20 protein-coding genes are annotated in these 22,270 nt (G+C 76.9%); 12 read left to right on the forward strand and 8 right to left on the reverse strand.

What is annotated here, in order from left to right:
- The first annotated feature begins 101 nt into the window (after positions 1-101).
- Together LY71_RS08020 and LY71_RS08025 are read left to right on the forward strand one after the other, a co-directional pair.
- A complete protein-coding gene (locus LY71_RS08020; RefSeq protein WP_211297202.1) occupies positions 102-1,646 on the forward strand; it encodes an APC family permease in 1,545 nt (514 codons plus the stop codon).
- Positions 1,643-3,259 (forward strand): amidohydrolase, encoded by a 1,617-nt coding sequence (locus LY71_RS08025; protein ID WP_106276423.1) that lies wholly within the window; start codon positions 1,643-1,645, stop codon positions 3,257-3,259. The genes LY71_RS08020 and LY71_RS08025 overlap by 4 nt, the downstream gene beginning before the upstream one ends.
- On the opposite strand, the gene LY71_RS08030 is transcribed toward LY71_RS08025, so the two are convergent.
- From LY71_RS08030 to LY71_RS08040, 3 genes are all read right to left on the reverse strand, one after another.
- Positions 3,256-3,879 carry a TetR/AcrR family transcriptional regulator gene (locus LY71_RS08030; protein ID WP_106276424.1) on the reverse strand — a complete coding sequence of 208 codons (624 nt, stop codon included), beginning with the start codon at positions 3,877-3,879 and terminating at the stop codon, positions 3,256-3,258. The two genes, LY71_RS08025 and LY71_RS08030, sit on opposite strands and share 4 nt — an antisense overlap.
- On the reverse strand, positions 3,876-5,417 hold the full coding sequence (locus LY71_RS08035; protein ID WP_106276425.1) for an MFS transporter: 1,542 nt from the start codon (positions 5,415-5,417) through the stop codon (positions 3,876-3,878). The genes LY71_RS08030 and LY71_RS08035 overlap by 4 nt, the downstream gene beginning before the upstream one ends.
- Before the next feature lie 82 nt (positions 5,418-5,499).
- Positions 5,500-6,351, reverse strand: coding sequence for a response regulator transcription factor (locus tag LY71_RS08040; RefSeq protein ID WP_106276426.1), 852 nt, complete (start codon positions 6,349-6,351; stop codon positions 5,500-5,502).
- A 194-nt stretch (positions 6,352-6,545) separates the two neighbouring features.
- On the opposite strand from LY71_RS08040, the gene LY71_RS08045 reads away from it, so the two are divergent.
- Positions 6,546-7,364, forward strand: coding sequence for an AfsR/SARP family transcriptional regulator (locus LY71_RS08045; protein WP_106276427.1), 819 nt, complete (start codon positions 6,546-6,548; stop codon positions 7,362-7,364).
- A gap of 79 nt (positions 7,365-7,443) precedes the next feature.
- Complete coding sequence (locus LY71_RS08050) at positions 7,444-7,656, forward strand: hypothetical protein (RefSeq protein WP_106276428.1); 213 nt, start codon at positions 7,444-7,446, stop codon at positions 7,654-7,656.
- Positions 7,657-7,662: 6 nt separating this feature from the next.
- On the opposite strand, the gene LY71_RS08055 is transcribed toward LY71_RS08050, so the two are convergent.
- On the reverse strand, positions 7,663-8,637 hold the full coding sequence (locus LY71_RS08055; protein ID WP_106276429.1) for a zinc-binding dehydrogenase: 975 nt from the start codon (positions 8,635-8,637) through the stop codon (positions 7,663-7,665).
- 103 nt (positions 8,638-8,740) lie between these two features.
- Complete coding sequence (locus LY71_RS08060) at positions 8,741-9,256, reverse strand: single-stranded DNA-binding protein (protein WP_106276430.1); 516 nt, start codon at positions 9,254-9,256, stop codon at positions 8,741-8,743.
- Between the two features lie 147 nt (positions 9,257-9,403).
- On the opposite strand from LY71_RS08060, the gene recD2 reads away from it, so the two are divergent.
- The gene (recD2, locus tag LY71_RS08065; protein ID WP_106276431.1) at positions 9,404-11,641 is read left to right on the forward strand and encodes an SF1B family DNA helicase RecD2; all 2,238 of its coding nucleotides are present in this window, start codon (positions 9,404-9,406) and stop codon (positions 11,639-11,641) included.
- Between the two features lie 66 nt (positions 11,642-11,707).
- On the opposite strand, the gene LY71_RS08070 is transcribed toward recD2, so the two are convergent.
- Positions 11,708-12,271 carry a hypothetical protein gene (locus tag LY71_RS08070; protein WP_106276432.1) on the reverse strand — a complete coding sequence of 188 codons (564 nt, stop codon included), beginning with the start codon at positions 12,269-12,271 and terminating at the stop codon, positions 11,708-11,710.
- 221 nt (positions 12,272-12,492) lie between these two features.
- Here LY71_RS08070 and LY71_RS23065 point away from each other — a divergent pair, with 221 nt between their 5' ends.
- The 5 genes from LY71_RS23065 to LY71_RS08105 all read left to right on the forward strand — a co-directional run bounded on the left by LY71_RS23065 (position 12,493) and on the right by LY71_RS08105 (position 17,588).
- Positions 12,493-13,986, forward strand: a complete 1,494-nt coding sequence (locus LY71_RS23065; protein WP_146146076.1) for a DEAD/DEAH box helicase family protein — start codon at positions 12,493-12,495, stop codon at positions 13,984-13,986.
- A gap of 61 nt (positions 13,987-14,047) precedes the next feature.
- Positions 14,048-15,097 (forward strand): PD-(D/E)XK nuclease family protein, encoded by a 1,050-nt coding sequence (locus LY71_RS08090; protein WP_106276436.1) that lies wholly within the window; start codon positions 14,048-14,050, stop codon positions 15,095-15,097.
- A gap of 80 nt (positions 15,098-15,177) precedes the next feature.
- Positions 15,178-15,438 carry a hypothetical protein gene (locus LY71_RS08095; protein WP_106276437.1) on the forward strand — a complete coding sequence of 87 codons (261 nt, stop codon included), beginning with the start codon at positions 15,178-15,180 and terminating at the stop codon, positions 15,436-15,438.
- A gap of 61 nt (positions 15,439-15,499) precedes the next feature.
- Positions 15,500-16,111, forward strand: coding sequence for a GNAT family N-acetyltransferase (locus LY71_RS08100; protein ID WP_146146077.1), 612 nt, complete (start codon positions 15,500-15,502; stop codon positions 16,109-16,111).
- 121 nt (positions 16,112-16,232) lie between these two features.
- On the forward strand, positions 16,233-17,588 hold the full coding sequence (locus tag LY71_RS08105; RefSeq protein WP_106276439.1) for a diacylglycerol/lipid kinase family protein: 1,356 nt from the start codon (positions 16,233-16,235) through the stop codon (positions 17,586-17,588).
- 15 nt (positions 17,589-17,603) lie between these two features.
- Here LY71_RS08105 and LY71_RS08110 read toward each other — a convergent pair whose 3' ends face one another.
- Entirely contained in the window at positions 17,604-18,719 is a 1,116-nt protein-coding gene (locus LY71_RS08110; protein WP_245887758.1) for a biosynthetic peptidoglycan transglycosylase, read from the reverse strand.
- 174 nt (positions 18,720-18,893) lie between these two features.
- Here LY71_RS08110 and LY71_RS08115 point away from each other — a divergent pair, with 174 nt between their 5' ends.
- Complete coding sequence (locus LY71_RS08115; protein ID WP_170121264.1) at positions 18,894-20,600, forward strand: FAD-dependent monooxygenase; 1,707 nt, start codon at positions 18,894-18,896, stop codon at positions 20,598-20,600.
- On the forward strand, positions 20,597-21,589 hold the full coding sequence (locus LY71_RS08120; RefSeq protein WP_106276441.1) for an NAD-dependent epimerase/dehydratase family protein: 993 nt from the start codon (positions 20,597-20,599) through the stop codon (positions 21,587-21,589). The genes LY71_RS08115 and LY71_RS08120 overlap by 4 nt, the downstream gene beginning before the upstream one ends.
- Here LY71_RS08120 and LY71_RS08125 read toward each other — a convergent pair.
- Entirely contained in the window at positions 21,562-22,188 is a 627-nt protein-coding gene (locus tag LY71_RS08125) for an antibiotic biosynthesis monooxygenase (RefSeq protein ID WP_106276442.1), read from the reverse strand. The genes LY71_RS08120 and LY71_RS08125 overlap by 28 nt on opposite strands.
- Between the last annotated feature and the right edge of the window lie 82 nt (positions 22,189-22,270).

A 22,270-nucleotide genomic window follows, 5' to 3' on the forward strand; every position in this document is an offset into this window, starting at 1 on the left:
CTGGCACGGGCGGGGGGCTTGACCGCTGTGGCCCGCCTTCTCCATGCTGCTAAGTGAACGCCATTCAGTTTAGCGTCCCGAGGCCCCGAGAGGACCCCGCCGTGACCACCTCATCCCCTCCCGCCGGCCGCCCCGCGGCCGACGCCGGGCAGCTCAAGCGCGGTGTCCTGGGCACCGGGAGCCTCGTGTTCATGGTCGTCGCCGCGGCGGCGCCCCTGACCGTCATGGCCGGTGTCGCCCCGCTGGCGATCCTGGTCGGCGGCGTCGGCGCCCCGGTCGGCTACCTGGCCGCCGGCCTCGTGCTCACCGTGTTCGCGGTCGCCTTCACGCGGATGACCCGCTTCGTGGGCAGCGCCGGCGCCTTCTACGCCTACATCGCCCAGGCCCTCGGCCGGGGCTGGGGGCTGGCCGCCGCGCTCCTGGCGCTGGTGTCGTACAACGCCCTGCAGATCGGCGTCTACGGCCTGTTCGCCGCGCAGGCGCAGGAGACCCTGGCCGACGTCTTCGGCGTCACCGTGCCGTGGCCGGTCGTCGCGGTCGCGTCCGTGGGGCTGGTCCTGGTGCTCGCCTGGCTGGGCATCGACGTCGGCGCGAAGGTGCTCGGCGTCCTGCTGGTCCTGGAGACCGGGATCCTGCTGCTGATGGCGGTCGGCGTCCTCGCCGAGGGCGGGGCCTCCGGGCTGGACGCCGTGTCCTTCACCCCGGGCGCCGTCTTCGGCCCGGGCATGGGCGGGGTGCTGGCGTTCTGCTTCGCCGCGTTCATGGGCTTCGAGTCCACGGTGCTCTACCGCAAGGAGGCCCGGGACCCCGAGCGCACGATCCCCCGGGCGACCTACGCCGCGGTGGCCTTCATGGCGCTGTTCTACTGCTTCATCGTCTGGGCGGTGATCCAGGCGTTCGGCAGCGACGCCGCCGTCGCCGCGGCCGGGGACGACATCGCCGGCACGTTCTTCACCGTCATCGAGACCTACGTGGGGCCGTGGGCCAGCACGCTGATGCACCTGCTGGTCATCACCAGCGTCTACGCCTCGCAGATCGCCTTCCACAACGCCATCACCCGCTACACCCATGCGCTGTCCCGGGAGGGCGTCCTCCCCGCCTGGGTCGGCCGCGTGCACCCGCGCTTCGGCTCGCCGTACCGCGCGAGCATCGTCCAGAGCGTCCTGGCCGTCGCCGTGATCGCCGCCTTCGCCCTCGCCGCGGCCGACCCCTACACCCACCTCCTGCTGTGGGTGAACACCCCCGGCGTCGTGGGCGTGCTGGTGCTGCAGACGCTGACCGCCCTGGCCGCCGTCGTCTACTTCACCCGGCGCAACCCCGCGGCGAGCACCCGGACCGCCCTCGCCGCCGCGGTCGCCTCCACCGTGCTCCTCGCCGTCGCGACCTACGTCCTGGTGACCAACATCGAGCTGCTCACCGCCGCGTCGGCCGGCGTCAACGCCGCGCTGGTCGGCATCGTGCCGGCGACGCTCCTGGTCGGGGCCGTCCTCGCGGTCTGGCTGCGCCGCCGGCGGCCGGCCACGTACGCGGGCATCGGCGAGGGCGGCGGCGACGGGCCGGACGACGGGCCGCCGGACGCGCCCGACCCGTCCGGGCCCCCCGCCCGCCCGGCCTCCGCCCGCACCGCCGAGGGGAGCCGCGCGTGAACGCCGACCTCGTGCTCTGCGCCGACACCGTGCACACGCTGACCGCAGGGCGCCCGGTGCAGGCCGTCGCGGTCGCCGGCGGCACCGTCGTGGCCACCGGCACCCGCGGCGACGTGCGCGACTGGCGCGGGCCGCGCACCGAGGTCGTGGACCTCGGCGCCGCCGCGCTGACCCCCGGGCTGACCGACGGCCACCTGCACCCGGTCATGGGCCTGCAGCTCACCGCCGACGTCGACCTCTCCACGGCCCGCTCCCTCGAGGAGGTGCACGAGCGGCTGGCCGCGGCCGCCGACGGGCGGCCCCGCGACGCCTGGGTGCGGGCCTGGGGCCTGGACCCGAACCTCTTCGGCGGCCGGCCGGTCACCAACGCCCCCGTCGAGGCGGCCGTGGGCGGCCGCCCGGCCTTCGTCCGGCTCTTCGACGCGCACTCGGCCCTCGCCACCGACCGTGCACTGGCGATCGCCGGCGTCGACGGCCCGCGGCAGTTCGCGCAGCGCTCCAGCGTGGTGTGCGACGACGGCGGCCGCCCCACCGGGCTGCTGCTGGAGTTCCCCGCGATGGACCTGGTGCAGGACCACGTCCCGCTCGACCCGGTCCCGCTCCGGGGCGCCCAGTTGCGCGCCCTGCTCGGCGAGATGGCGGCCACCGGCCTCACCGGCGGCCACGTGATGGACCTGCTCGGCGACAGCCAGGCCGTGGTCGCCGCCGCCGAGGACCTCGGCGACCTCCCGCTGCGGCTGCGCTTCGCGCCGTGGTGTGTGCCCGGGGTGGACCCCGACGGGATGGCCGAGCTGGTGGACCTGCAGACCCGCCGCGGCCGGCGCTGGTCGGTCGGCGGGGTCAAGTTCATGGTCGACGGCACGGTCGACAACGGGACGGCCTGGCTGGAGCAGCCCGACGCGCTGGGGGAGTCCACGGAGAGCTTCTGGCCCGACCCGGCCGACTACACCGCCGCGGTCCGGGCGCTGGCCGCGCTGGGGATCCCCACGGCGACCCACGCGATCGGCGACGCCGCGGTGCGGCACGTCCTCGACGCGCTCGCCGGGCTGCCCCGCCCGCCGGCCGGGCCGCACCGGGTGGAGCACATCGAGACGCTGCCGACGGAGCTGGTGGGCCGGTTCGTCCGGCAGGGGGTCGTGGCCAGCATGCAGCCGACGCACTGCACGCACTTCACCCGCGCCGACCACACCGACAACTGGTCGGCCCGGCTCGGCCGGGAGCGGGCCGACCGGGCCTGGCGCTGCCGCGACCTGCGCGACGCCGGCGTGCCGCTGGTCCTCGGCTCGGACTGGCCGGTGGCGCCGTTCGACCCCCGCCGGGTGCTCGCCGACGCGCAGCTGCGCCGGCCCGCGGGCGAGCCGGACGTCGCACCGGTGCAGCCGCACCAGGGCCTCACGCCGCTCATGGCGCTGCAGGGCTACACGTCCGCGGCCGCCTGGGCCGCCGGGGAGGCCGGGGTCGCGGGCCGGGTCGAGGTGGGGGCGCGCGCCGACCTGACCGCCTTCGCCGTCGACCCGCTCGTCGCCGACCCCGACGAGCTGGCCGACGCGCCGGTCGTGGCGACCGTCGTGGACGGCGCCGTCGTGCACCGCAGCGCGCTGGTCGACGGTTAGGAGCCGGCGCCGCCCGGGGTCAGCCGGGCGGCGAGGTCGCGGGCCGCGGCCACCGCGCAGCGGCGGAACAGCTCGTCGTCCCCGGTGCACAGCCAGTTGACCGACAGGCCGAACAGCAGGCCCAGCGCCGACTCGGCCAGCACCTCGACGTCGCCGGACCAGGTGCCGCCGTGCGCCTCGGCCACCCGGCGCAGCAGGTCGCGGACGTCGCCGCGGTACTGCTCGGTGGACTCGCGCGCGGCGGCCCGCAGGTCGTCGTCCCGGCCGCCCATCATGGTCAGCTCCTGCAGCACGATCTCGGCCCCCGGGTCGGCGACGACGGTGTCGACGTAGCCGACCAGGGCGCGGGTCAGCACCTCCTCCGGGGTGCCGCCGGCCTCGACCGCGCGCCGCAGCAGCGCCGTCGACCGCGCGCGGTCGTCCTGGAAGACCGCGCGCACCAGCTCGGTCTTCGAGCCGAAGGCGTAGTGCACCGCCCCGAGCGGGACACCGGCCTCCCGGGCCACCGCGCGGGTGGTGAGCGCCCACGCCCCCTCGCGCTGCATGACCCGCATGGCGGCCGCCACGAGCTGGGCCCGGCGCTGCTCGACGGGCAGGTGCGGGCGCCGCGCGCCGGTCACCGGGCCACCGGCTCCGCGGCCGGCCGCTCCCGGGGCGCGGGGGCCGCCGGGGTCCCCGCCGGGCCGCGCAGCAGGACGACGGCCTGCACCGCGACGTACGCCGCCGTCAGCGCGGCGACGACCAGCACCGCGTGCATGCCGGTGACGAACGCCTGCCCCGCCTCGGCCAGCAGCGCCCCGGCGGCGTCCGCCGGCAGGCCGGCCGCGGCCTCCGTGGCGCCGCCCAGCGTCTCGCGCGCGGCGCCGGTGGCGTCCGCGGGTACGCCGTCGACGCCGTCGAGGTGCGCGGCGTACACCGCCAGGCCGAGGGTGCCCAGCACCGCGGTGCCCATGGCGCCGCCGAACTCGTAGGCGGTCTCCGACACCGCGGCCGCCGCGCCGGCGCGCTCGGGCGGCGCGGTGGTCAGGACGACGTCGTTGGTCAGCGCCTCCGCCGCGCCCACGCCCGCGCCGATGAGCAGGCCGGCCGCGACCAGGACGGCCCGGTCGCCGTCCACCCCGAGCCCCGTAGCGGCGGCCAGCCCGGCCGCGGCCAGCGCCATCCCGCCGCCGATCACCCACCGCAGCGGCAGCCGGCGGGCCAGCCACGGGGCGGCCAGCGACCCGGCCACGGTGGCGAGCGCCAGCGGCAGCATCCACAGGCCGGCCAGCAGCGGGCTCATCCCCAGCACCAGCACGAGGTACTGCGGGAGGAAGAACATGAGGCCGAGCAGCGCGAAGACGGTGAGCAGGTTCGTCGTCACCGCGACGGTGAACGCGCGGGAGGCGAACAGGCGCAGGTCGAGCAGCGGCTCGGCCAGCCGGCGCTGCCGGCGCACGAAGGTCCACAGCAGCCCCAGCCCGGCGGCGAGGGCGACGAGCACGGAGCCGCCGAGCCCGTCGTGGGCCGCGGTCTTCAGGGCGTAGACGACCGGCAGCACGCCGGCGATCGACAGCACGGCCGACAGCGCGTCGAAGGGGCCGGGTCGCGGGTTGCGCGACTCGGGCAGCACGAGCGGGGCGCTGACCAGCAGCAGGACCATGACCGGGACGTTGGCGAGGAACACCGATCCCCACCAGAAGTGCTCGAGCAGCACCCCGCCGACGATCGGGCCGAGGGCAGCGCCGCCGGAGAACGCGGCAGCCCAGACGGCGATCGCCAGCCGCCGCTCGCGGGCGTCGGGGAACACCGAGCGCAGCAGCGCCAGCGTCGACGGCATCAGCGTGGCGCCGCCGAGGCCGAGCAGCGCCCGCGCCCCGATGAGCATCGCGGGCGAGGCGGCGAACGCCGCGAGCAGCGACGCGCACCCGAACGCCGCGGCACCCGCCACGAGCAGCCGGCGGCGGCCGATGCGGTCGCCGACGTTGCCCATGAGCACCAGCAGGCCGGCGAGCAGGAAGGAGTAGATGTCGACGATCCACAGCAGGCCGGTCGACGTGGGGCGCAGGTCGGCGGTGAGCGCGGGGACGGCGAAGCCGAGCACGGTCATGTCGACGCTGATGAGCAGGACCGGGAGTGCCAGGACGGCGAGAGCCGACCAGCGGCGGAGGGGGGTCACGGGTTCCTCGGGACGGTCGTGGCGGGAGGGCCGCGACCAGCATCGCACGGACTTGGTCGATCGACCAAGTCTTGCCCCCTGCTCAGCGCCCGGCGAGGTGGTCGCCGCTGCGGGGGGAGGGGATCCGGGGTGCGGGGCCCGCCGACACGCCGCCCCGGGGAGGCTCGGGGAGGGTGGGCAGCAGGCCGGCGTCCCGGGCCCGCTGCACCGCCATCAGCCGGTCGCGCACGCCGAGCTTCCGGTACACGTGCTCGAGGTGCTTGTGCACCGTGCGGGGGGAGGTGTGCAGCCGGCGGGCGATGGCCTGCGCGGTGAGCCCGGACCCCAGGAGCGTGAGGACGGCGAGCTCCCGCTCGGTGAGGCGGGCGTCGCGCGCCCGGTCGCCCGATCCGTCCGGCAGGTCGCGGAGCACCCCGTGCTGGCGGACCAGCGCGCTCAGCGCCGGCAGCACCAGGGCGGCCAGTTCGGTGTCGGCGTCGCCGTAGTCGTCGTCGGGACGGCTGACCACGTAGGCCGCCATCCCGGCGCCGGTCCACAGCGGCAGGGCCAGCTGGCGGGCGATGCCGTGGGGCCGCGCGAACGCCGTCCACTCGGCCGCCATCGCCGCCGGGGCCACCTCGGGGGGCACCCGCCCGAGCACCTGGGGCGCCGCGCTGCCGGTGACGGCGTACCAGCGGATCAGCGGGTGGGTGGTGGCGTCCGGGCGGAAGTCGGACGGCGGCGCCATCGGCAGGTACCCGACCGGCCAGCCGCCCACGACGCGGTCCACCCAGCGGCGGTCGACGGTGTTCAGCGAGCAGCAGGCCGCACCGAAGGACGCCACGAGCAGGTCGGCCACCCGCGCGTGCGGGAACCCGCGTGTCCCGGGCTCGGCCTGCAGGAGGTCGCCGACGAGTTCCAGCCACGCTGCGTGACAGGTCGTGACCCGCGACACGGAGCTGACGGTAGTGCGACGGTCGCTCGTGGTGCAGGGGCGAACGTCCCGCCGCCGTCCGCTACGCACATGTGCGTAGGCCTGCGTACGGACGGTCCCGGCCGTCCGGAGGTGGTTAGCGTCGTCCTCCTCCCGTCAGGAGCGGCGCCGTCGCTCCCCGTGCCCCCTGCCCGTCACGAGCGGAAGGACCCCGCGTGGACCGTCCTCCTGCCGCCCACGTCACGCTGCTCGACGGGTTCGGGCTGGACCTGCCCGGCCGTCCGCGGCGGTCGGCCGCCGACCAGCTGCCCCGAGCGGTGCAGCGGCTGGTCGCCCACCTGTGCCTGTCCTCGCGGCCGACGCGGGTGGAGACGGCCGGGCACCTGTGGCCCGACGTCCCCGAGGACCACGCGCACGGGAGCCTGCGGTCGGCGCTGTGGCGGCTGAACAAGGCCGCACCCGGCCTGGTCGAGGCATCGGGGACGTGCCTCCGGCTGGCCGCGGGCGTCCGCGTCGACGTGCGCGACCTCAGCGACTGGGCGCGGCGGGCGGTGTCGCCGTCCGGAGGGCCCGACGACGTCGTCGCGCCGGACGCCGCCCTGCTGGGTGACCTCCTGCCCGGGTGGTACGACGACTGGGTGCTCCTCGAGCGGGAGCGGCTGCGCCAGCTGCGGGTGCAGGCGCTGGAGGCCGTGGCGGTCCGGCTGGCCTCGGCCGACCGCCACGCCGAGGCCCTGCAGGCGGCGCACGCCGCGGTCCGCGCCGAACCGCTGCGGGAGAGCGCCCACCGGGTGGTGGTCGGCATCCACCTGGCGCAGGGCAACGTGGCCGAGGCGGTCCGCGCCTACGAGGTGTTCTGCACCCTGCTGGCCGACGAGCTCGGGGTGCTCCCGACCGCGCTCATGACCCGGCTGGTGGAGCACGTCCCGCGGGTGCGGCGGGCGCTCGCCGCGCAGCGCCTGCTCCGCGCTCCCGGCCGGCCCGCGCCGGTGGTCATCCGTTCGGGGGAGTGCGCCACGGAGCGTGACCGCTGAGCATGGGGCGTTCCCCTCCACCGTGGCGCGCCGTGCCCGGAGGGGACCCGCGACGCCGCGGAGCACCCCGAGGAGAGACGTGGTCGACGAGCCGAGTGCGGCCCTGCTCATCCGCGTCTGGCTCGAGGACGCCGGGTCGTTCCGGGCGCGGCTGCTCGCGCTGCACGACGCCACCGCGGACACGCCCGCGGAGGAGGTGACGGTCGCCGTCGCGTCCTCACCCGGGGACGTGCTCGACGCCGTCCGGGACTGGCTCGACGGGTTCACCGCCCGGGCCGGCCAGGGCGGCTGACCCCGGTCAGGCCATGTCGACGGCGATCTTCAGCTGCCCCGGCCGCGGGGAGATCGCGGCGGTGAAGGCCGCCTGCACGTCGGCGACCGGGTGGACGTGGCTGACGTAGGCCTCCCGCAGCCCGGGGTGAGCCGCCAGGTACGCGCCGGCGTCGGCCAGCACCCGGCGCCGCTCCAGGGTGACGCCCGAGCGCAGGGTCAGGTTCTTGCGCAGGAAGGTCATCATGTCGAACGGGTACACCGGGTCGTCGGGCACGCCGAAGTAGAAGACCTGGCCGGCGGGCGCCACGGCGTCCAGGGCCGGCTGCAGCGTCGAGACCTGGTGGCCGACCGCCTCCACGACCACCGACGGCCGGTCGGCGTCGGACAGCCGGCCCGCCCACCGCTCGGCCCGGGCGGTGACCGTCTCGTCCACGCCGAAGACCGACGCCACGTCGCCGCGGTCGACCGGGTCCACGCCGGTCACCCGCGCCGCGCCGCGGGCCTTGAGCACCGAGCTGAACAGCAGGCCGATGGGGCCCTGGCCGATGACCGCGACCGCCTGCCCGGAGACGTCGCCGAGCTGCTCGACGGCGTAGAGCACGCAGGCCAGCGGCTGCAGCATCACCGCGGTGGTGGCCGGCAGCGCGGTGTCGTAGCGGGCGAGACCCTCGCCGTCGGTGACCACCAGCTCGGCGATGCCGTCGAACATCGACGCCCAGCCGACGACGAGGTCACCGGGGGAGTGCCCGGGGTGCCGGCTGGCGACGACCTCCCCGACGATCTCGTGCATCGGGAAGCCCGGCGCCCGGGTGGCGCCCCAGCCGTCCTCGGCGGCCGGGTGCGGCCACAGCCCGCCGCGGAAGTTGGGCAGGTCGCTGCCGCAGATCGCGCCGGCGCGGGTGGCCAGCAGCACGTGCCCCGGCGCCAGCGCGGCCGGGTCGGGCGCGGCGACCTCCACCTGCTCGAAGCGGAAGGGGCCGCTGAGCGTCTGTGCCCACATGGTGTCCTCCGTCCGGCGCGGCGTGCCCGCACCGGGACGGTGCCACACCCGGGGACACGGGGTCCCGCGGTCGGTGACCGCGGGGCCCCGGTCCTCCGTGGGGTCAGAAGGGCGGCTCGTCGCCGGCGTCGCCGGCCGGCGCCCCCCACGGGTCGCCGCCGCCGCGCCCGCCCCCGGTGCCCGGGCCGCTCTCGCCGGACCCGCCGCCGGGTCCGCCGAACCCGCCGGACCCGCCGCCGGGACCGCCGCCCGAGCGGGACGCCTTGGCGACGGTGGCCGTCGCGTAGCGCAGCGACGGGCCGATCTCGTCGACCTCCAGCTCGATGACGGTGCGGTTCTCGCCCTCCTTCGTCTCGAAGGAGCGCTGCTTGAGACGGCCCTGCGCCATCACCCGCGAGCCCCGGGTGAGGGACTCGGCGACGTTCTCCGCCGCCTGCCGCCAGACGCTGCAGCGCAGGAACAGCGGGTCGCCGTCCTTCCACTCCTGGGTCGAGCGGTCCAGGGTGCGCGGGGTCGAGGCGATGGTGAAGTTGGCGACCGCGGCGCCCGAGGGCGTCCAGCGCAGCTCGGGGTCGCTCGTCAGGTTGCCGATGACGGTGATGACTGTATCGCCGGCCATGATCCGGTCCTCCGTGTCGTTCGGTGCACAGCTCAGGTGAGCGCCCGGAGGCTACGAGGAGCCACCGACAGTTCCCGGGGCCCGCGGCACTGTCACTGGCCGGTGTCACCATCGGCGGCCGGAGGGGTGACGGTGGGGGGAACGCAGGTGGGTGAGGCGCGGGCGGGCTCGGTGCTGGAGGCGACGCTGGAGCGCGTCACCTTCGCCAACGCCCAGACCGGCTACACCGTGGCGCGCGTGGACACCGGCCGCGGCGGTGACCTCGTCACGGTGGTCGGGTCGCTGCTGGGCGCGCAGCCGGGGGAGACGCTGCGGCTGCGCGGCCGCTGGGGGGCGCACCCCCAGTACGGCCGGCAGTTCCAGGTCGAGGACTACACCACCGTGCTGCCGGCGACGGTGCAGGGCATCCGCCGCTACCTCGGCTCGGGCCTGGTCAAGGGGATCGGCCCGCGGCTGGCCGAGCGGATCGTCGACCACTTCGGCACCGACGCGCTGCGGGTGATCGAGGAGGAGCCGGCGCGGCTGGCCGAGGTGCCCAGCCTCGGTCCCAAGCGCACCCGGTTGATCACCGAGGCGTGGGAGGAGCAGCGGGCCATCAAGGAGGTGATGGTCTTCCTGCAGGGCGTGGGCGTCTCGACGTCGCTGGCCGTGCGGATCTACAAGCAGTACGGCGGCGCCTCCATCGGCGTCGTCCGCACCGAGCCCTACCGGCTGGCCGCCGAGGTGTGGGGCATCGGCTTCAAGACCGCCGACACCATCGCCGCCGCCGTCGGCATCCCGCACGACAGCACCCAGCGGGTCGAGGCCGGGGTGCAGTTCGTGCTCTCCGAGGCCACCGGGCAGGGGCACTGCTTCCTGCCCGGGCCGGAGCTGGTCGCGCGCGCCGTCGAGGTGCTGCAGGTGCCCGCCACCCTGGTGGGCCACTGCCTGGCCTGCCTGGTCGCCGAGCAGGGCGTCATCCGCGACGAGCTGCCCACCGGGGACGGCGGGCCCCCCGAGGTGGCGTACTACCTGGTGCCCTTCCACCGCGCGGAGGTGTCCCTCGCCGCGGGGCTGCGGCGGCTGGCGACGGCCGACGACGACCGGATGGGGGCCTTCGCCCGGGTCGACTGGGACGCCGCGTTGGCCTGGCTGCACCGGCGCACCGGCGTCGAGTTGGCGCCCGGCCAGCAGGAGGCGGTCCGCCTGGCGCTCACCGAGAAGGTCGCCGTCCTCACCGGCGGCCCCGGCTGCGGCAAGAGCTTCACCGTCCGCTCGATCGTCACCCTCGCCGCGGCCAAGGGCGCCCGCGTCGTGCTCGCCGCGCCCACCGGCCGGGCGGCCAAGCGGCTCACCGAGCTGACCGGCGTGGACGCGGTCACCGTGCACCGGCTGCTGGAGCTGCGCCCCGGCGGGGACGCCGCGTACGACCGCGACCGGCCGCTGGAGGCCGACCTGGTCGTGGTCGACGAGTCCTCGATGCTCGACCTGCTGCTGGCCAACAAGCTGGTGCGGGCCGTGCCGCCGGGCGCCCACCTGCTGCTGGTGGGCGACGTCGACCAGCTGCCCTCCGTCGGCGCCGGCGAGGTGCTGCGCGACCTGCTCGCCGAGGGCACGCCGGTCCCGCACGTGCGCCTGACCCAGGTCTTCCGGCAGGCCAGCCGCTCGGGCGTGGTCACCAACGCCCACCGCATCAACGCCGGACACCTGCCGCAGGTCCGCGGCCTCGACGACTTCTTCCTGTTCGCCACCGACGACGCCGAGGAGACCGCCCGGCTCGCCGTCGACGTCGTCACCCGCCGGATCCCGGCCCGCTTCGGCCTCGACCCGCGCCGCGACGTCCAGGTGCTCACCCCGGTGCACCGCGGGCCGGCCGGCGCCGCCGCGCTCAACGAGCAGCTGCAGGACGCGCTCACCCCGGCCCGGCCCGACCGGCCCGAGAAGCGCTTCGGCGGGCGGGTGTTCCGCGTCGGCGACAAGGTCAGCCAGATCCGCAACGACTACGACAAGGGCCGCAACGGCGTCTTCAACGGCACCCAGGGCCTCGTGACCGCGATCGACCCCGTCGAGCAGACCGTCACCGTCGTCACCGACGAGGACGAGGAGATCACCTACGACTTCGGCGAGCTCGACGAGCTGGTGCACGCCTACGCCGTCACCGTGCACCGCTCCCAGGGCAGCGAGTACCCCTGCGTCGTCGTCCCGCTGACCACCAGCGCCTGGACGATGCTGCAGCGCAACCTGCTCTACACGGCCGTCACGCGCGCCAAGCGGCTGGTCGTGCTGGTCGGCTCGACCCGGGCCCTCGGCCAGGCGGTGCGCGCCGCGGGCTCCGGACGGCGGCACACCGCGCTGGCCGCCCGGCTGCGCGGCCGCCCGGCAGAGACCGACGCCGCGGCGGCCTGACCGGTCGCCGGCGTCCGGCCGCGGCAGCCACCGGGCGACGGCGGGCGCGCCGGGCGGGGGAGCAGGTCAGGACGTGCCCAGCCGGCGCACCTCCAGCGCCTGCTCGTACTGTTCCCGCCGGGCCTCCAGCGCCACCTGGGCCGCCATCTCCAGACCGGCGAGGGTCTCCTCCACCTGCTGCAGCCGCTCCCACCAGGTCCGCACCGCCTCCGGGCCGGCCAGGTCGACCGGCGAGAGGCCCAGCAGGCCGCGGATCGAGGCGTCGGCCTCCTCCAGCACGCCGGACTCGTCCTCCGGCGCGGCGGCCCGCGCCGCCCAGAACACCTCCGCCCACAGCGCGGCCACCGCGACCCCGCCGGCCGGCGGCACGCGCTGCTCGAACGCCTGCCGCCGGCCGGCGGCGACCACGGTCAGGCGCAGCGTCAGGAACCGGCGGGTCAGCCGCAGGAACTCCGGTGCGGAGGCCCGGCACCCCTCGGCGGTGCCGGCGCCGAGGACCCCCGCGCACAGGTCCTCGAGGCGCTGCGACGTCTCCCGGCTCCACTGCCACAGGTCGTAGGGCGTCGCCCCCCGCAGCGAGGCCGCCTCCCCCGGGTCGCCGTCCGGACCGTCGTGGGAGGAGCCGCTCACACCACCGCAGGCTAGTGCCGGCGGCTCGCCCGGTCAGCGAGCCCCGCCGTCGCCTGTGGACGGCCGTTCCGCCGCCGCGGCGGAGGCGGAGTGCCCGTGGATTCCGCTCGGAGCGAACACGCGGCGTGCGGGCCCGGCGAGCCGTCTTGACACCCCGGTTCTGTCGGTACCCGTCCCTAGATTGCGGATCGACATCTTCCCCGTGTCACAAGGAGTCCACCATGGCCGTCCCTGGCCTCAAGACCCGCAAGCCGACCGGCCGCGTGCCCTGGCCCTGCATCCTGCTGGAGGGTGAGGAGAAGTCCGGCAAGAGCTGGTCCCTGGCGCAGCTCAGCGCCTCGGACAAGATCGGCGCCCTGTACTGGATCGACCTCAACGAGGGTGCCGGCGACGAGTACGGCGCCATCCCGGGAGCGAACTACCACCTGGTCGAGCACGACGGCTCCTACGCGCAGGTGCTCGCCGCCGTCCAGGCGGTCAAGGCGGAGGCGCGCCGTGCGGCCGACGCCGGCGAGCGGCCGGTGGTGCTGGCCATCGACACCGGATCCGCGATCTGGGACGGCCTGAAGGACTGGGCCAGCGAGCGCGCCGCGAGGTCGACCCGCAACCGCGAGCTGCTCAAGCGCGACCCCAACGCCGAGGTGACGATCAGCCAGAACCTGTGGAACGACGCCGGCGCCCGCTGGCGCAAGCTGCAGACCGAGCTGCTCACCTTCCCCGGCATCGTCGTGGTGACCGCCCGGGGCAAGGAGGTCACCGAGGTGGACGCCAACGGCCGCCCGATCGAGGGGCAGAAGACCTGGTCGGTGCAGACCCACCGGGAGTTCCCGTACGCCGCGAGCGTCTGGGTGCGGCTGCGCCGCGGCCGCCGGCCGCTGATCGTCGGCGCGCGCAGCGTGCACGTCGGCATCAAGCCCAACGACGACCCGGCCCGGGAGGTCACCGCGACCGAGGCGAAGGGCCGGCTGCTGGAGTGGCTGGTCTTCGACGCGCTCCAGTGCGACCCGGGCACCGCGCACGTGCGCGACCTCGTCTCCTTCCACGGCGGCGGGCTGCTCGAGCACGAGCGCACCGAGGAGGCTCGCGCCGACCGGACGCCCGACCGGCCGGCCACCCGGGCCGGCGGGCGGGGCGAGCCCGACGTCGCCGACCTGGTCGCGCGGATCGGCGACGCCCGGGACGACGACGAGCTGCGCGAGGTGTGGAGCCAGGGCAACCGCACCGGCCTGCTGCAGGTCGACGTGCCGACGGCCACCGGTCCCTACACGCTCGCCGAGCTCATCCGGGCCCGGCACGAGGAGCTCCTCGAGGCGGCGGCGCAGGCCCACCCGGCCGGGCGGCGCCGGGTCGCGGCCGGCGACCCCTCGGTCCCGCAGACGCCCCCGGCGGTGGTGCAGGCCGCCCAGGCGGCCGCCGCTGCCGCCCGGTCCGCCGCCGCGGCACCGCGGCCCGACGCCGAGCGGGAGGCCGCCCCGGCCAACCCGCTGCTGGAGTCCTCGCCGACCCCGGACGACCCCCGCGAGCGCCGGAGCACCGCCGCCCGCCGGGGCGTGCTCGCCAGCCTGGAGGCGCTGGGCGTGACCGAGGCGCAGATCGGCGAGCGCTTCGGCCGGCCGGTCGAGCACGTGGCGACCAGGCGGCTGACCGCGCTCGTCCGCGACGTGATCGCCACGCAGCGGGCCGCGGAGACGGGGCAGCAGGAGATCGTCGCGTGACCTCCGCCACCGGAGCGGGGCCGGTCCGTCCGGCCCCGCTCCCCTCCGGGGGAGGAGCGCGGTGACCGCCGTCCTGCCCGCCCGCCCCAGCGCCGCCGAGCGGCGGGCCGCGCCCAGCCTGGCCGCGGCCGTGCGCGACCTCGACCGCCGCCGGGCCCGCTCCCGCCAGCGGGTGATCGGCGCCTCCGAGCTCGGCGAGTGCCGCCGCCGGGCGGCCTACCGGGTCGCCCGGCGCCGGCCCACCAACACCCGCACCGGCCTGCAGGCCTTCCTCGGCACCGAGTTGCACCGCGGGGTGCTGCGCGCGCTGCGCCGCCAGTACGGCGGGCTGACCGAGGTCGGGCTGCGGGGCGAGCAGGTCAAGGGCCGCTGCGACTGGTGGCACGACCCGGTCGTGGAGGACCTCAAGACGACGTCCCGGTTCGGCTTCGAGCGGGTCCTCACCCGTGGCGTCCCGGTGCGGCACTGGTTCCAGGTGGCCGTCTACGCCTGGCTGCTGCGCACCGGCCAGACCGCCGACCGCCGCCTGCCGGCCGGCGACGGCCAGGACGTCGAGGGGCTGCGGCTGCGCTACCTGTCGCGCGACTCCGGCGAGGACGTCGTCTTCGAGGCGGGGTCGGACCCGGCGCTGACGGCCGAGGCGCTCATGTGGCTCACCGACGTCTACGCCACCGTGGAGGACGACGGCGTCGACGCCGTCCCCCGCGACGGGTTCGGCCCCGGCGTGGACGCCATGTGCGACTGGTGCCCGTTCCTCGACCTGTGCTGGGGCCCGCCCGTGGACCCGGAGACCGAGGGCGAGGCCTCCCGCCAGTCCCGCCTGACGGTCACCGACGCCGACTACGTCCAGGCCGTGCACGACTACGACGCCTGGCGGGCGGCCGAGACCGAGGCCCGCCGGCACAAGGAGTACGCGCGGGAGCGGCTGCGCGGCCGGTCGGGGCCCGCGGGCGGGCTGCACTGCGAGTGGTCCGGCGGCGCCCTCCGCACGCAGGTCGACAAGGACGCCGCGGTCGAGCGGCTGGCCGACCTCGGCGAGGAGGTGCCCACGCGGACGGCGCGCAGCGCCCGGACGATCCGGGTCACCCGGACCGGCACCCGGCCCGGCTGAGCCGACACGCCGGGAGACGACGGGCGGCGCCCCGAGGTGCACAATCGAACGCACGTTCGAACCACTGCAGGAGGTCCGCGATGAGCACCGTCCCCACGTCCCACCTGTCCGCTGGGGAGCCCGTCCTGACCAGCGACGTCGTCGGCACGGACTTCGGCCTGCCGCTGGTCCGGCCGACCCGGACCCGGCAGGGCAGCCGGGTGCGCGTCGTGCGCTCGCGCTGCCGGTCCCGCGGCGGCGTCGTCGTCTGGTTCACCGACGGCACCAAGACCCCGCCCCTGCACGGGCGCACCGGCTGGCTCGTCGCCGAGCCCGGGGAGCCCGCGCACGACGTGGCCTGATCCGGGGCGGAGGGTCGCTGGTCCCTGTGGCCGCGGCCCGCCGGGGAGCACGGTGGGCGGCATGACCGAGGACGTGCAGCACTCCGTCCGCCCGGCCACGGCCGGGGACGTCGACCGGCTGACCCGCACCCTGGCCGCGGCCTTCGCCGACGACCCGATGTTCTGCCACCTCCTCCCACCGGGGGTGCGCCGGCGGGCGGAGCGGGTGCGCCGTGCCTTCGCCATCGACGCCGCGCGCAGCCTGTCCCTCGGCGGCCTGTGGACCACGGCCGACGGGGACGCCGCCGCGGTGTGGTTTCCGCCCGGCGCCTGGCGGCCGGCCCCGCGGCAGGACCTCGCCGAACTGCCCGCCTGGCTGCGGGTCGGCGGGCGGCGGATGCGGGCCTTCCAGCAGGTGCGTTCGGCGCTCTACGCGCACCACCGCGACCTGCCGCCGCACCGCTACCTGCTCTACCTGGGCACCCGGCCCGCCCGGCGGTCGCAGGGGCTGGGCGGCGCGCTGCTGCAGGTGGTGCTCGACCGCTGCGACGCCGAGCGGGTGCCCGCCTACCTCGAGGCCACCTGCGAGCGCAGCGTCCCGCTCTACCGGCGGCACGGGTTCGTCGGGCACGGCACCGTGGAGCCGGCCGGCGGCTGTCCGCCCCTGTACCCCATGTGGCGCGACCCGCGCTGAGCGCATCAGGTCCCGCCGGAACGAGGAGGGATCCGACGCGGCGCCCGGACCGGCCCACCGGGCCGCGCCGGGGAGCACACTGACCCGCCCGTGACCCCGTCCGTACGGGAGGCGGCCGCCGATGCCCGCACCCCGACCTCCGCGCGGCCGCCGCCGCCGGCGTCGGACCGCCGCCGTGCTGGCGCTCACCGCCGCCGCCTGGGTGGCGGTGCTCGGCCTGGCGGCGGCGGTGGACGACTTCCCCCGCGGCCTGCTGCTGGCCGGGTGCGGTGCGCTCGTCGCCGCGGGCGCGTGGGAGGGGGTCCTCCGCCGCGGCTGGGGACGGGTCGCCGGCCTCGCCGTCGCGGGTGCGGCCCTGGGCGGCGGCGTCCTCCTGCTGATGGACGAGGGCTACTCGCGCACCCTCCTCCTGCTCGGGCTCGGCGCCGCGGTCTGGCACGCGGCGGCCCGCTCGGCCTTCCGGCCCGAGGTCGAGCTCGCTCCCGCCACCCCGCCCCGGCGGCCGGTCGTGGTGGTGAACCCGCGGTCGGGGGACGGCCGGGCGGCGCGGACCGGGCTGGCCGCGGCGGCCCGTGACCGGGGCATCGCCGTGCTGGAACTGCAGCCGGGACAGGACCTCGCCGCGCTCGTGCGGAGCGCGGTGGACGCCGGGGCCGACGCCGTCGGCATGGCCGGCGGGGACGGCTCGCAGGCCGTGGTGGCCGCCGTCGCCGCTGACGCGGGCCTGCCCTACGCCTGCATCCCCGCGGGGACGCGCAACCACTTCGCCCTCGACCTCGGCGTGGACCGGTCCGACGTGGTGGGGGCGCTCGACGCCCTCGTCGGCGGCGGGGAGCGGGTCGTCGACCTCGCCGAGGTCAACGGCCGCGTCTTCGTCAACAACGTCTCGCTGGGCGTGTACGCCGAGGCCGTCCAGCACCACCGGTACCGCGCGGCGAAGGTGCGGACCCTGCTGGGCACGGTGCCGCGCTCCCTGGCGGCCGGGGGCGGGTCGCGGGACCTGACGTGGACCACCCCGGGCGGCCGCCGGCTGCGCGGTGCGGCGGTGATCCTGGTGGGCAACAACCAGTACCGGCTGGGCGGGGCCGCGGGTGCGGGCACCCGGCCGGCCGTCGACCAGGGTCTGCTGGGCGTCACGGTGGTCGATCCGCCCGACGGGCGGACGCAGCCCCGGCGACGTCCCGTGCGCCAGTGGACGACCCCGGAGTTCCGCGTCGAGGCGCCGCAGCCCGTGCCGGTGGGCATCGACGGCGAGGCCGCCGTCCTGGAGGCGCCGGTCGTCTTCCGGGTGCGGCCGGCTGCCCTGCGGGTGCGGATCGCCGCCCACCACCCCGGCGCCTCGCCGTCGGCGATCGAGCCGGTGGGCGCGCTGGCCGCCCTCCGGGCCCTCGTGCGCATCGCCGCCGGAGGTGACCCCCGGCAGCTCCCGCCGCGCGTGCCTCCGGCCGTGCGCCAGCCCGGGCAGCCGGCCCGCTGACCGGCGTCCGGGCGCCTACCCGGTGCCCTCCTCGGCGATGAGCTCGGCGACCTCCTCGGGCCGCTCGGAGCAGTCGTCGTCGGTGTCCGGCTGGTCCTGGGCGAGGCCGGTGATCCCGGCGTCCTCGACGGGCTGGAAGCCCTGCTGCTCGATGTGGCGGGGCACCCGGTTCTGCGCGTTGATCACGTGCGAGCGCGACAGCCACCCGAGGCCGTCGTCGACGTCGAAGTCGAGGCCGCCGCCGGGCGCCCGCTGCACGTGCCCCGGGGACGGCAGCAGCCCGACCAGCTGCACGGCCTCGTCGACCGACAGCGTGGACGGCGGGGTGTCGAAGTAGTACCAGCTGGCCGCGCAGATGCCGTAGACGCGCGGACCGAGCTGGGCGTTGTCGACGTAGAGCTCGAGCATCCGCCGGTCGTCGAGGACCACCGCCAGCTCCGCGGCCAGGCCGGCCTCGACGGCCTTGCGCCAGATGCTCATGCTCTGGTTGAGGAAGAGGTTCTTGGCCACCTGCTGGGGGATCGTCGACCCGGACGGGTCCTCCTCGCCGCGCAGGCGGGCCTCGGCGCGCCCGGACAGCTCGTCCCACGTGAAGGCGCCGCTGCGGTAGGGCAGCGCCTGGTCCTCGTGCGCGATGACGGCGGCGAGGAAGTAGCGGGACACGTGCTCGACCGGCACCGACTGCTGCACCGCGCCCTGCTCGTTGGCCAGCATGAACGCCGTCGTCGGCGGGTCGACCCAGCGCAGCGAGACCAGGACGAGCGCCTGCAGCACGAACGCGGCGAGCAGGACGCGGACGGCGCGGCGGCGCAGCCGGCGGCCCCGCCCGCGCCCCGGCTCCTCCGGGCGCGGGACCTCGTCCTCGCGCCGTCGCGGGTCCGGACGGCGGAACCGGCCCGGGGACGCCGGTCCCGGGCCGGCGGGCTCCGCCGGCGGCGCCGGTCGCCACCGCGGGGGCGGTGCGGCCCACGGGTCGGGCGGCGGTGGGCCCGCCGCGGGGTCGCCGTACGGCGGGAACCGGTCGGCGTCGGCCGCCGGTCGCGCCAGGGGCCGGGTGGGCACCCGGTCGGTCCCCCGCCGACCGGGCGGCGGGTCGTCGGGCGGGCGGCGCCGCCGCGGCGCGAAGGGCATGCGGTGCGTCCTCCCGTGACCTCCTGACCGGACCCCCAGGCTACCGGCGGATCACCGGCGGGCCGGTCACCCGGGACGTCCGGCCGCGTCCGGGTGCGTTGCCGCCCCGCCGGCCCGGGCGTACGTTGCGCCGCACCCCGGGCCCCGCACCACCCGGGGAGGGGGAGGGCAGCGGTGGACGCGTTCGACACCGACGTCCTCGTCGTCGGGGCGGGACCGACGGGCCTGACGCTGGCGTGCGAGCTGCGGCGGCGGGGCGTCGACTGCCGCGTCGTCGAGCGGGCGGCAGGGTTCCACCACCGGTCCCGCGGCAAGGGCCTGCAGCCCCGCAGCCTCGAGGTCCTCGACGACCTCGGGGTCGTCGACGCCGCGCTGGCGCGGGGACGGCGGGGCAGCCACCTGCGCCTCTACGTCGGGAGCCGGCTGACCGCCGAGGTGCGGGTGCCCGCCCGTCCCCCCGCCCCGGGCGTGCCCCACCCCGACCTGCTGGTCATCCCGCAGTGGGCCACCGAGGAGGTGCTCCGCGAGCGGCTGCGGTCCCTCGGCGGCGCGGTGGAGCTCGGGCGCGACCTGACCGCGCTCGAGCAGGACGGCGACGGCGTCACCGCGACGGTGACCGCCGTCGACGGCGCGGCGGCCACCCAGCGCGTCCGGGCGCGGTTCGTGGTCGCCTGCGACGGCGGGCACAGCGCCGTCCGGGACCTGGTGGGGCTGCGCATGGTGGGGACGGGCAGGCCCCAGCACTTCGTCCTCGGCGACGTGCGCGTCGACGGCCTCGAGCTCGGGGTGTCCTACGCCTGGTTCGACGGAGCGGACTACCTGGCCGCCGACCCGCTGTCCGGGGAGGGCGTGTGGCAGGTCCAGGCGAGTGTGCGGCCCGCCGCGGACGGCAGTCTCGAGCCGGCGTCCCTGGAGCTGCTCCAGCGGCTGTTCGACCAGCGCGGGCTGCCCGGGGTGCGGCTGCACGACGCCACCTGGCTGTCGGACTTCTCGCCCTGGGTGGCCCTGGTGCAGCGCTACCGGGTGGGCCGGGTGCTCCTCGCGGGGGACGCCGCGCACGTGCACAGCCCGGCCGGCGGACAGGGGATGAACACCGGCATCCAGGACGGGTACGGCCTCGGCTGGAAGCTCGCCCTGGTGCTCGCGGGCCGGGCGTCGGACCGGCTGCTCGACACCTACGAGGAGGAGCGCCTGCCGGTCGCCCGGGCGGTGCTGCGGGGCAGCGACGTCGGGCACAGCGCGGTGTTCTCCCCGTCACCGGTCGTGCGGCTGCTGCGCGAGCACGTGCTCGCCCCGCTCCTGCAGGTGGGCGCCGTGCAGCGGGCGATCCTGGACCGGGCGGCCGAGCTCGGGGTCGGCTACCGCACCTCGAGCCTGGCCCGGGAGGACCGGGCGCCCCTGCACAGGAGCCGGGACGTCGGCCTGCTCGGGTGGCTGCGGTTCCGGCGGGGTCCGCACGCCGGCGACCGGGCACCCGACGCCCGCGGCCGCGGGGCCGACGGGCGGCCGCTGCGGCTGTTCGACCACTTCCGGGGACCCCACTGGTCGCTGCTGCTGTTCCCCGGGACGTCCGCGGACCGGGCGGAGTGCACCCGGCTGGCCGGTGTCGCGCGGCGGGTGGCGGCGGCGCTGGACGGCGAGGTGCGGCCCTGCCTCGTGCTGCCCCCCGGGACGCCGCCCGCGGACCCGGGGGTGGTGTCCTGCCACGACGTCGACGGCGAGGCGCACCGCCTCTACGGGGCCCGGGCCGGGGCGCTGTACCTGGTGCGGCCGGACGGCTACGTCGGTCACCGTGCGCAGCCGGCCGGTGAGCGGGGTGTCCTCGAGTACCTGGCCGCCGTGTACGACGGCGCCGCGGTGCGCGTGCCGGAACCGCGGTGAGCGCGGTCCCGCAGGAAGGCGCCGCCGGCGTGCACGCCGTCGTGGGAGCCGGCGGAGCGACGGGCCGGCGGCTGGTCGCCCTCCTGCACGCCGCCGGGCACCGCGTGCGGGCGGTCACCCGCGACGGCCGCGACGTCGGCACGCCGGGCGTGGAGACGGCGGCCGCGGACGCCGCCGACCCCGGGGGCCTGGCGGCGGCCTGCCGGGACGCCGCCACCGTCTACCACTGCGTCATGCCGGTGCTCGCCCGCTGGACCAGCCAGTTCCCCGTGGTCACCGACGCGCTGGTCGAGGCGGCGTCCCGGGTCGGGGCACGGCTGGTCTACGCCGACGACACGTGGATGTACGGGCGGGTCGACGGCCCGATGACCGAGGACACGCCGTGGCGGCCGGTGAGCGCCAAGGGCGTGCTCCGGGCGTGGCTCGCTGAGCGGGTCCTCGCCGCGGCCGCGGCCGGGCAGCTCCGGGCCGGTGTCGTCCGCGCGGGAGAGCTCTACGGGCCCGGCGTCCGGTCGCTGGTCGGCGCCAACGTGTTCCCCCCGGCGCTGCGGGGCTGGCCCGTGCAGTGGTTCGGGGACCCCGACCTGCCGCTGACCCCCACCTTCATCGACGACTTCGCCGCGACCCTGGCCGCCGTCGGGACGCGGGACACCTCCGACGCCGGGGTCTGGCACGTGCCGCACCCCGGGGTGACCACCGGCCGGGCGCTGGCGGCCGAGGCCTGCCGTCAGGCGGGCACGAGGCTCCGGCTGGTGCGGCACGGCAGCGCGCGGGTGCGCCTGCTGGGTTCCGTCCTGCCGCTGGCCCGCGAGGGCGCCGAGATGGTGTACCAGTTCGAGCAGCCGTTCGTCGTCGACGGCACGGCGGCCGGACGGGCCTTCGGGCTGACCCCGACCCCGTACGACGAGGGCGTGCGTCGCACGCTGGCCGCCGTGCGGGGTGCGGGGTGGGGGAGGGCCGGTCAGACGGTCTCGGGCACCCGCAGGTGAGCGAGGACCAGGTCCATCTCGGCGACGTCGAGGACGTCGATGCCCATGATCCGCACCCCCTCGTCCCGGAGCATGCGCGCCTGCTCGCGCGTCTGCTCGAGGTGCTCGCGGCCGTCGTAGACGACCGTGCCGACGGCGCGCCCGTCCTCCCGGTCGATGAGGAGGCTGCAGCTGCAGAACCCGGGCATCTCCTGGATCCGCGGCAGCAGGCTGGTGCGGTACATGTCCAGCAGCTGGTCGGCCCGGCCCGGGTCGCCGCGGCTCCAGGTGACCCGCGCGCAGGCGCCGTCCCCGGTGGGGTGCTCGCGGTGCAGGACGGCGACCTCCCACTCCCGCACCTCGAGGTCGTCGTCGGCACCGAAGCTGTCGATGAGGTGCCGGCGCATCGGGTGGACGCGGTCCGCGCTGGCCTGCATCGCCTCCCGGTCGGCCCACGCCGACGTCACGATGCACCGGCCGGTCTCGTGGTCGCACATCATGGACAGGCCGGTGCAGCCGTCCATGTCCCGCATCGCCGGCCACACCTCGTCCCGCACGTAGGCGATGGCGTCGTCGAGCGAGCCGGGGTTGCCGCGGATGGTGGTGGATCGGGCGTACACGTCGCCCTCCTCTCGGACCGGCGGCGACGCCCCTGCGGCGACGCCGCGCGGTCGAGGGTCCTCCCGTGCCGGACGGCGGACA

The organism is Geodermatophilus tzadiensis (assembly GCF_003002915.1).
In the GTDB taxonomy this organism is placed as follows: Bacteria; Actinomycetota; Actinomycetes; order Mycobacteriales; family Geodermatophilaceae; genus Geodermatophilus; species Geodermatophilus tzadiensis.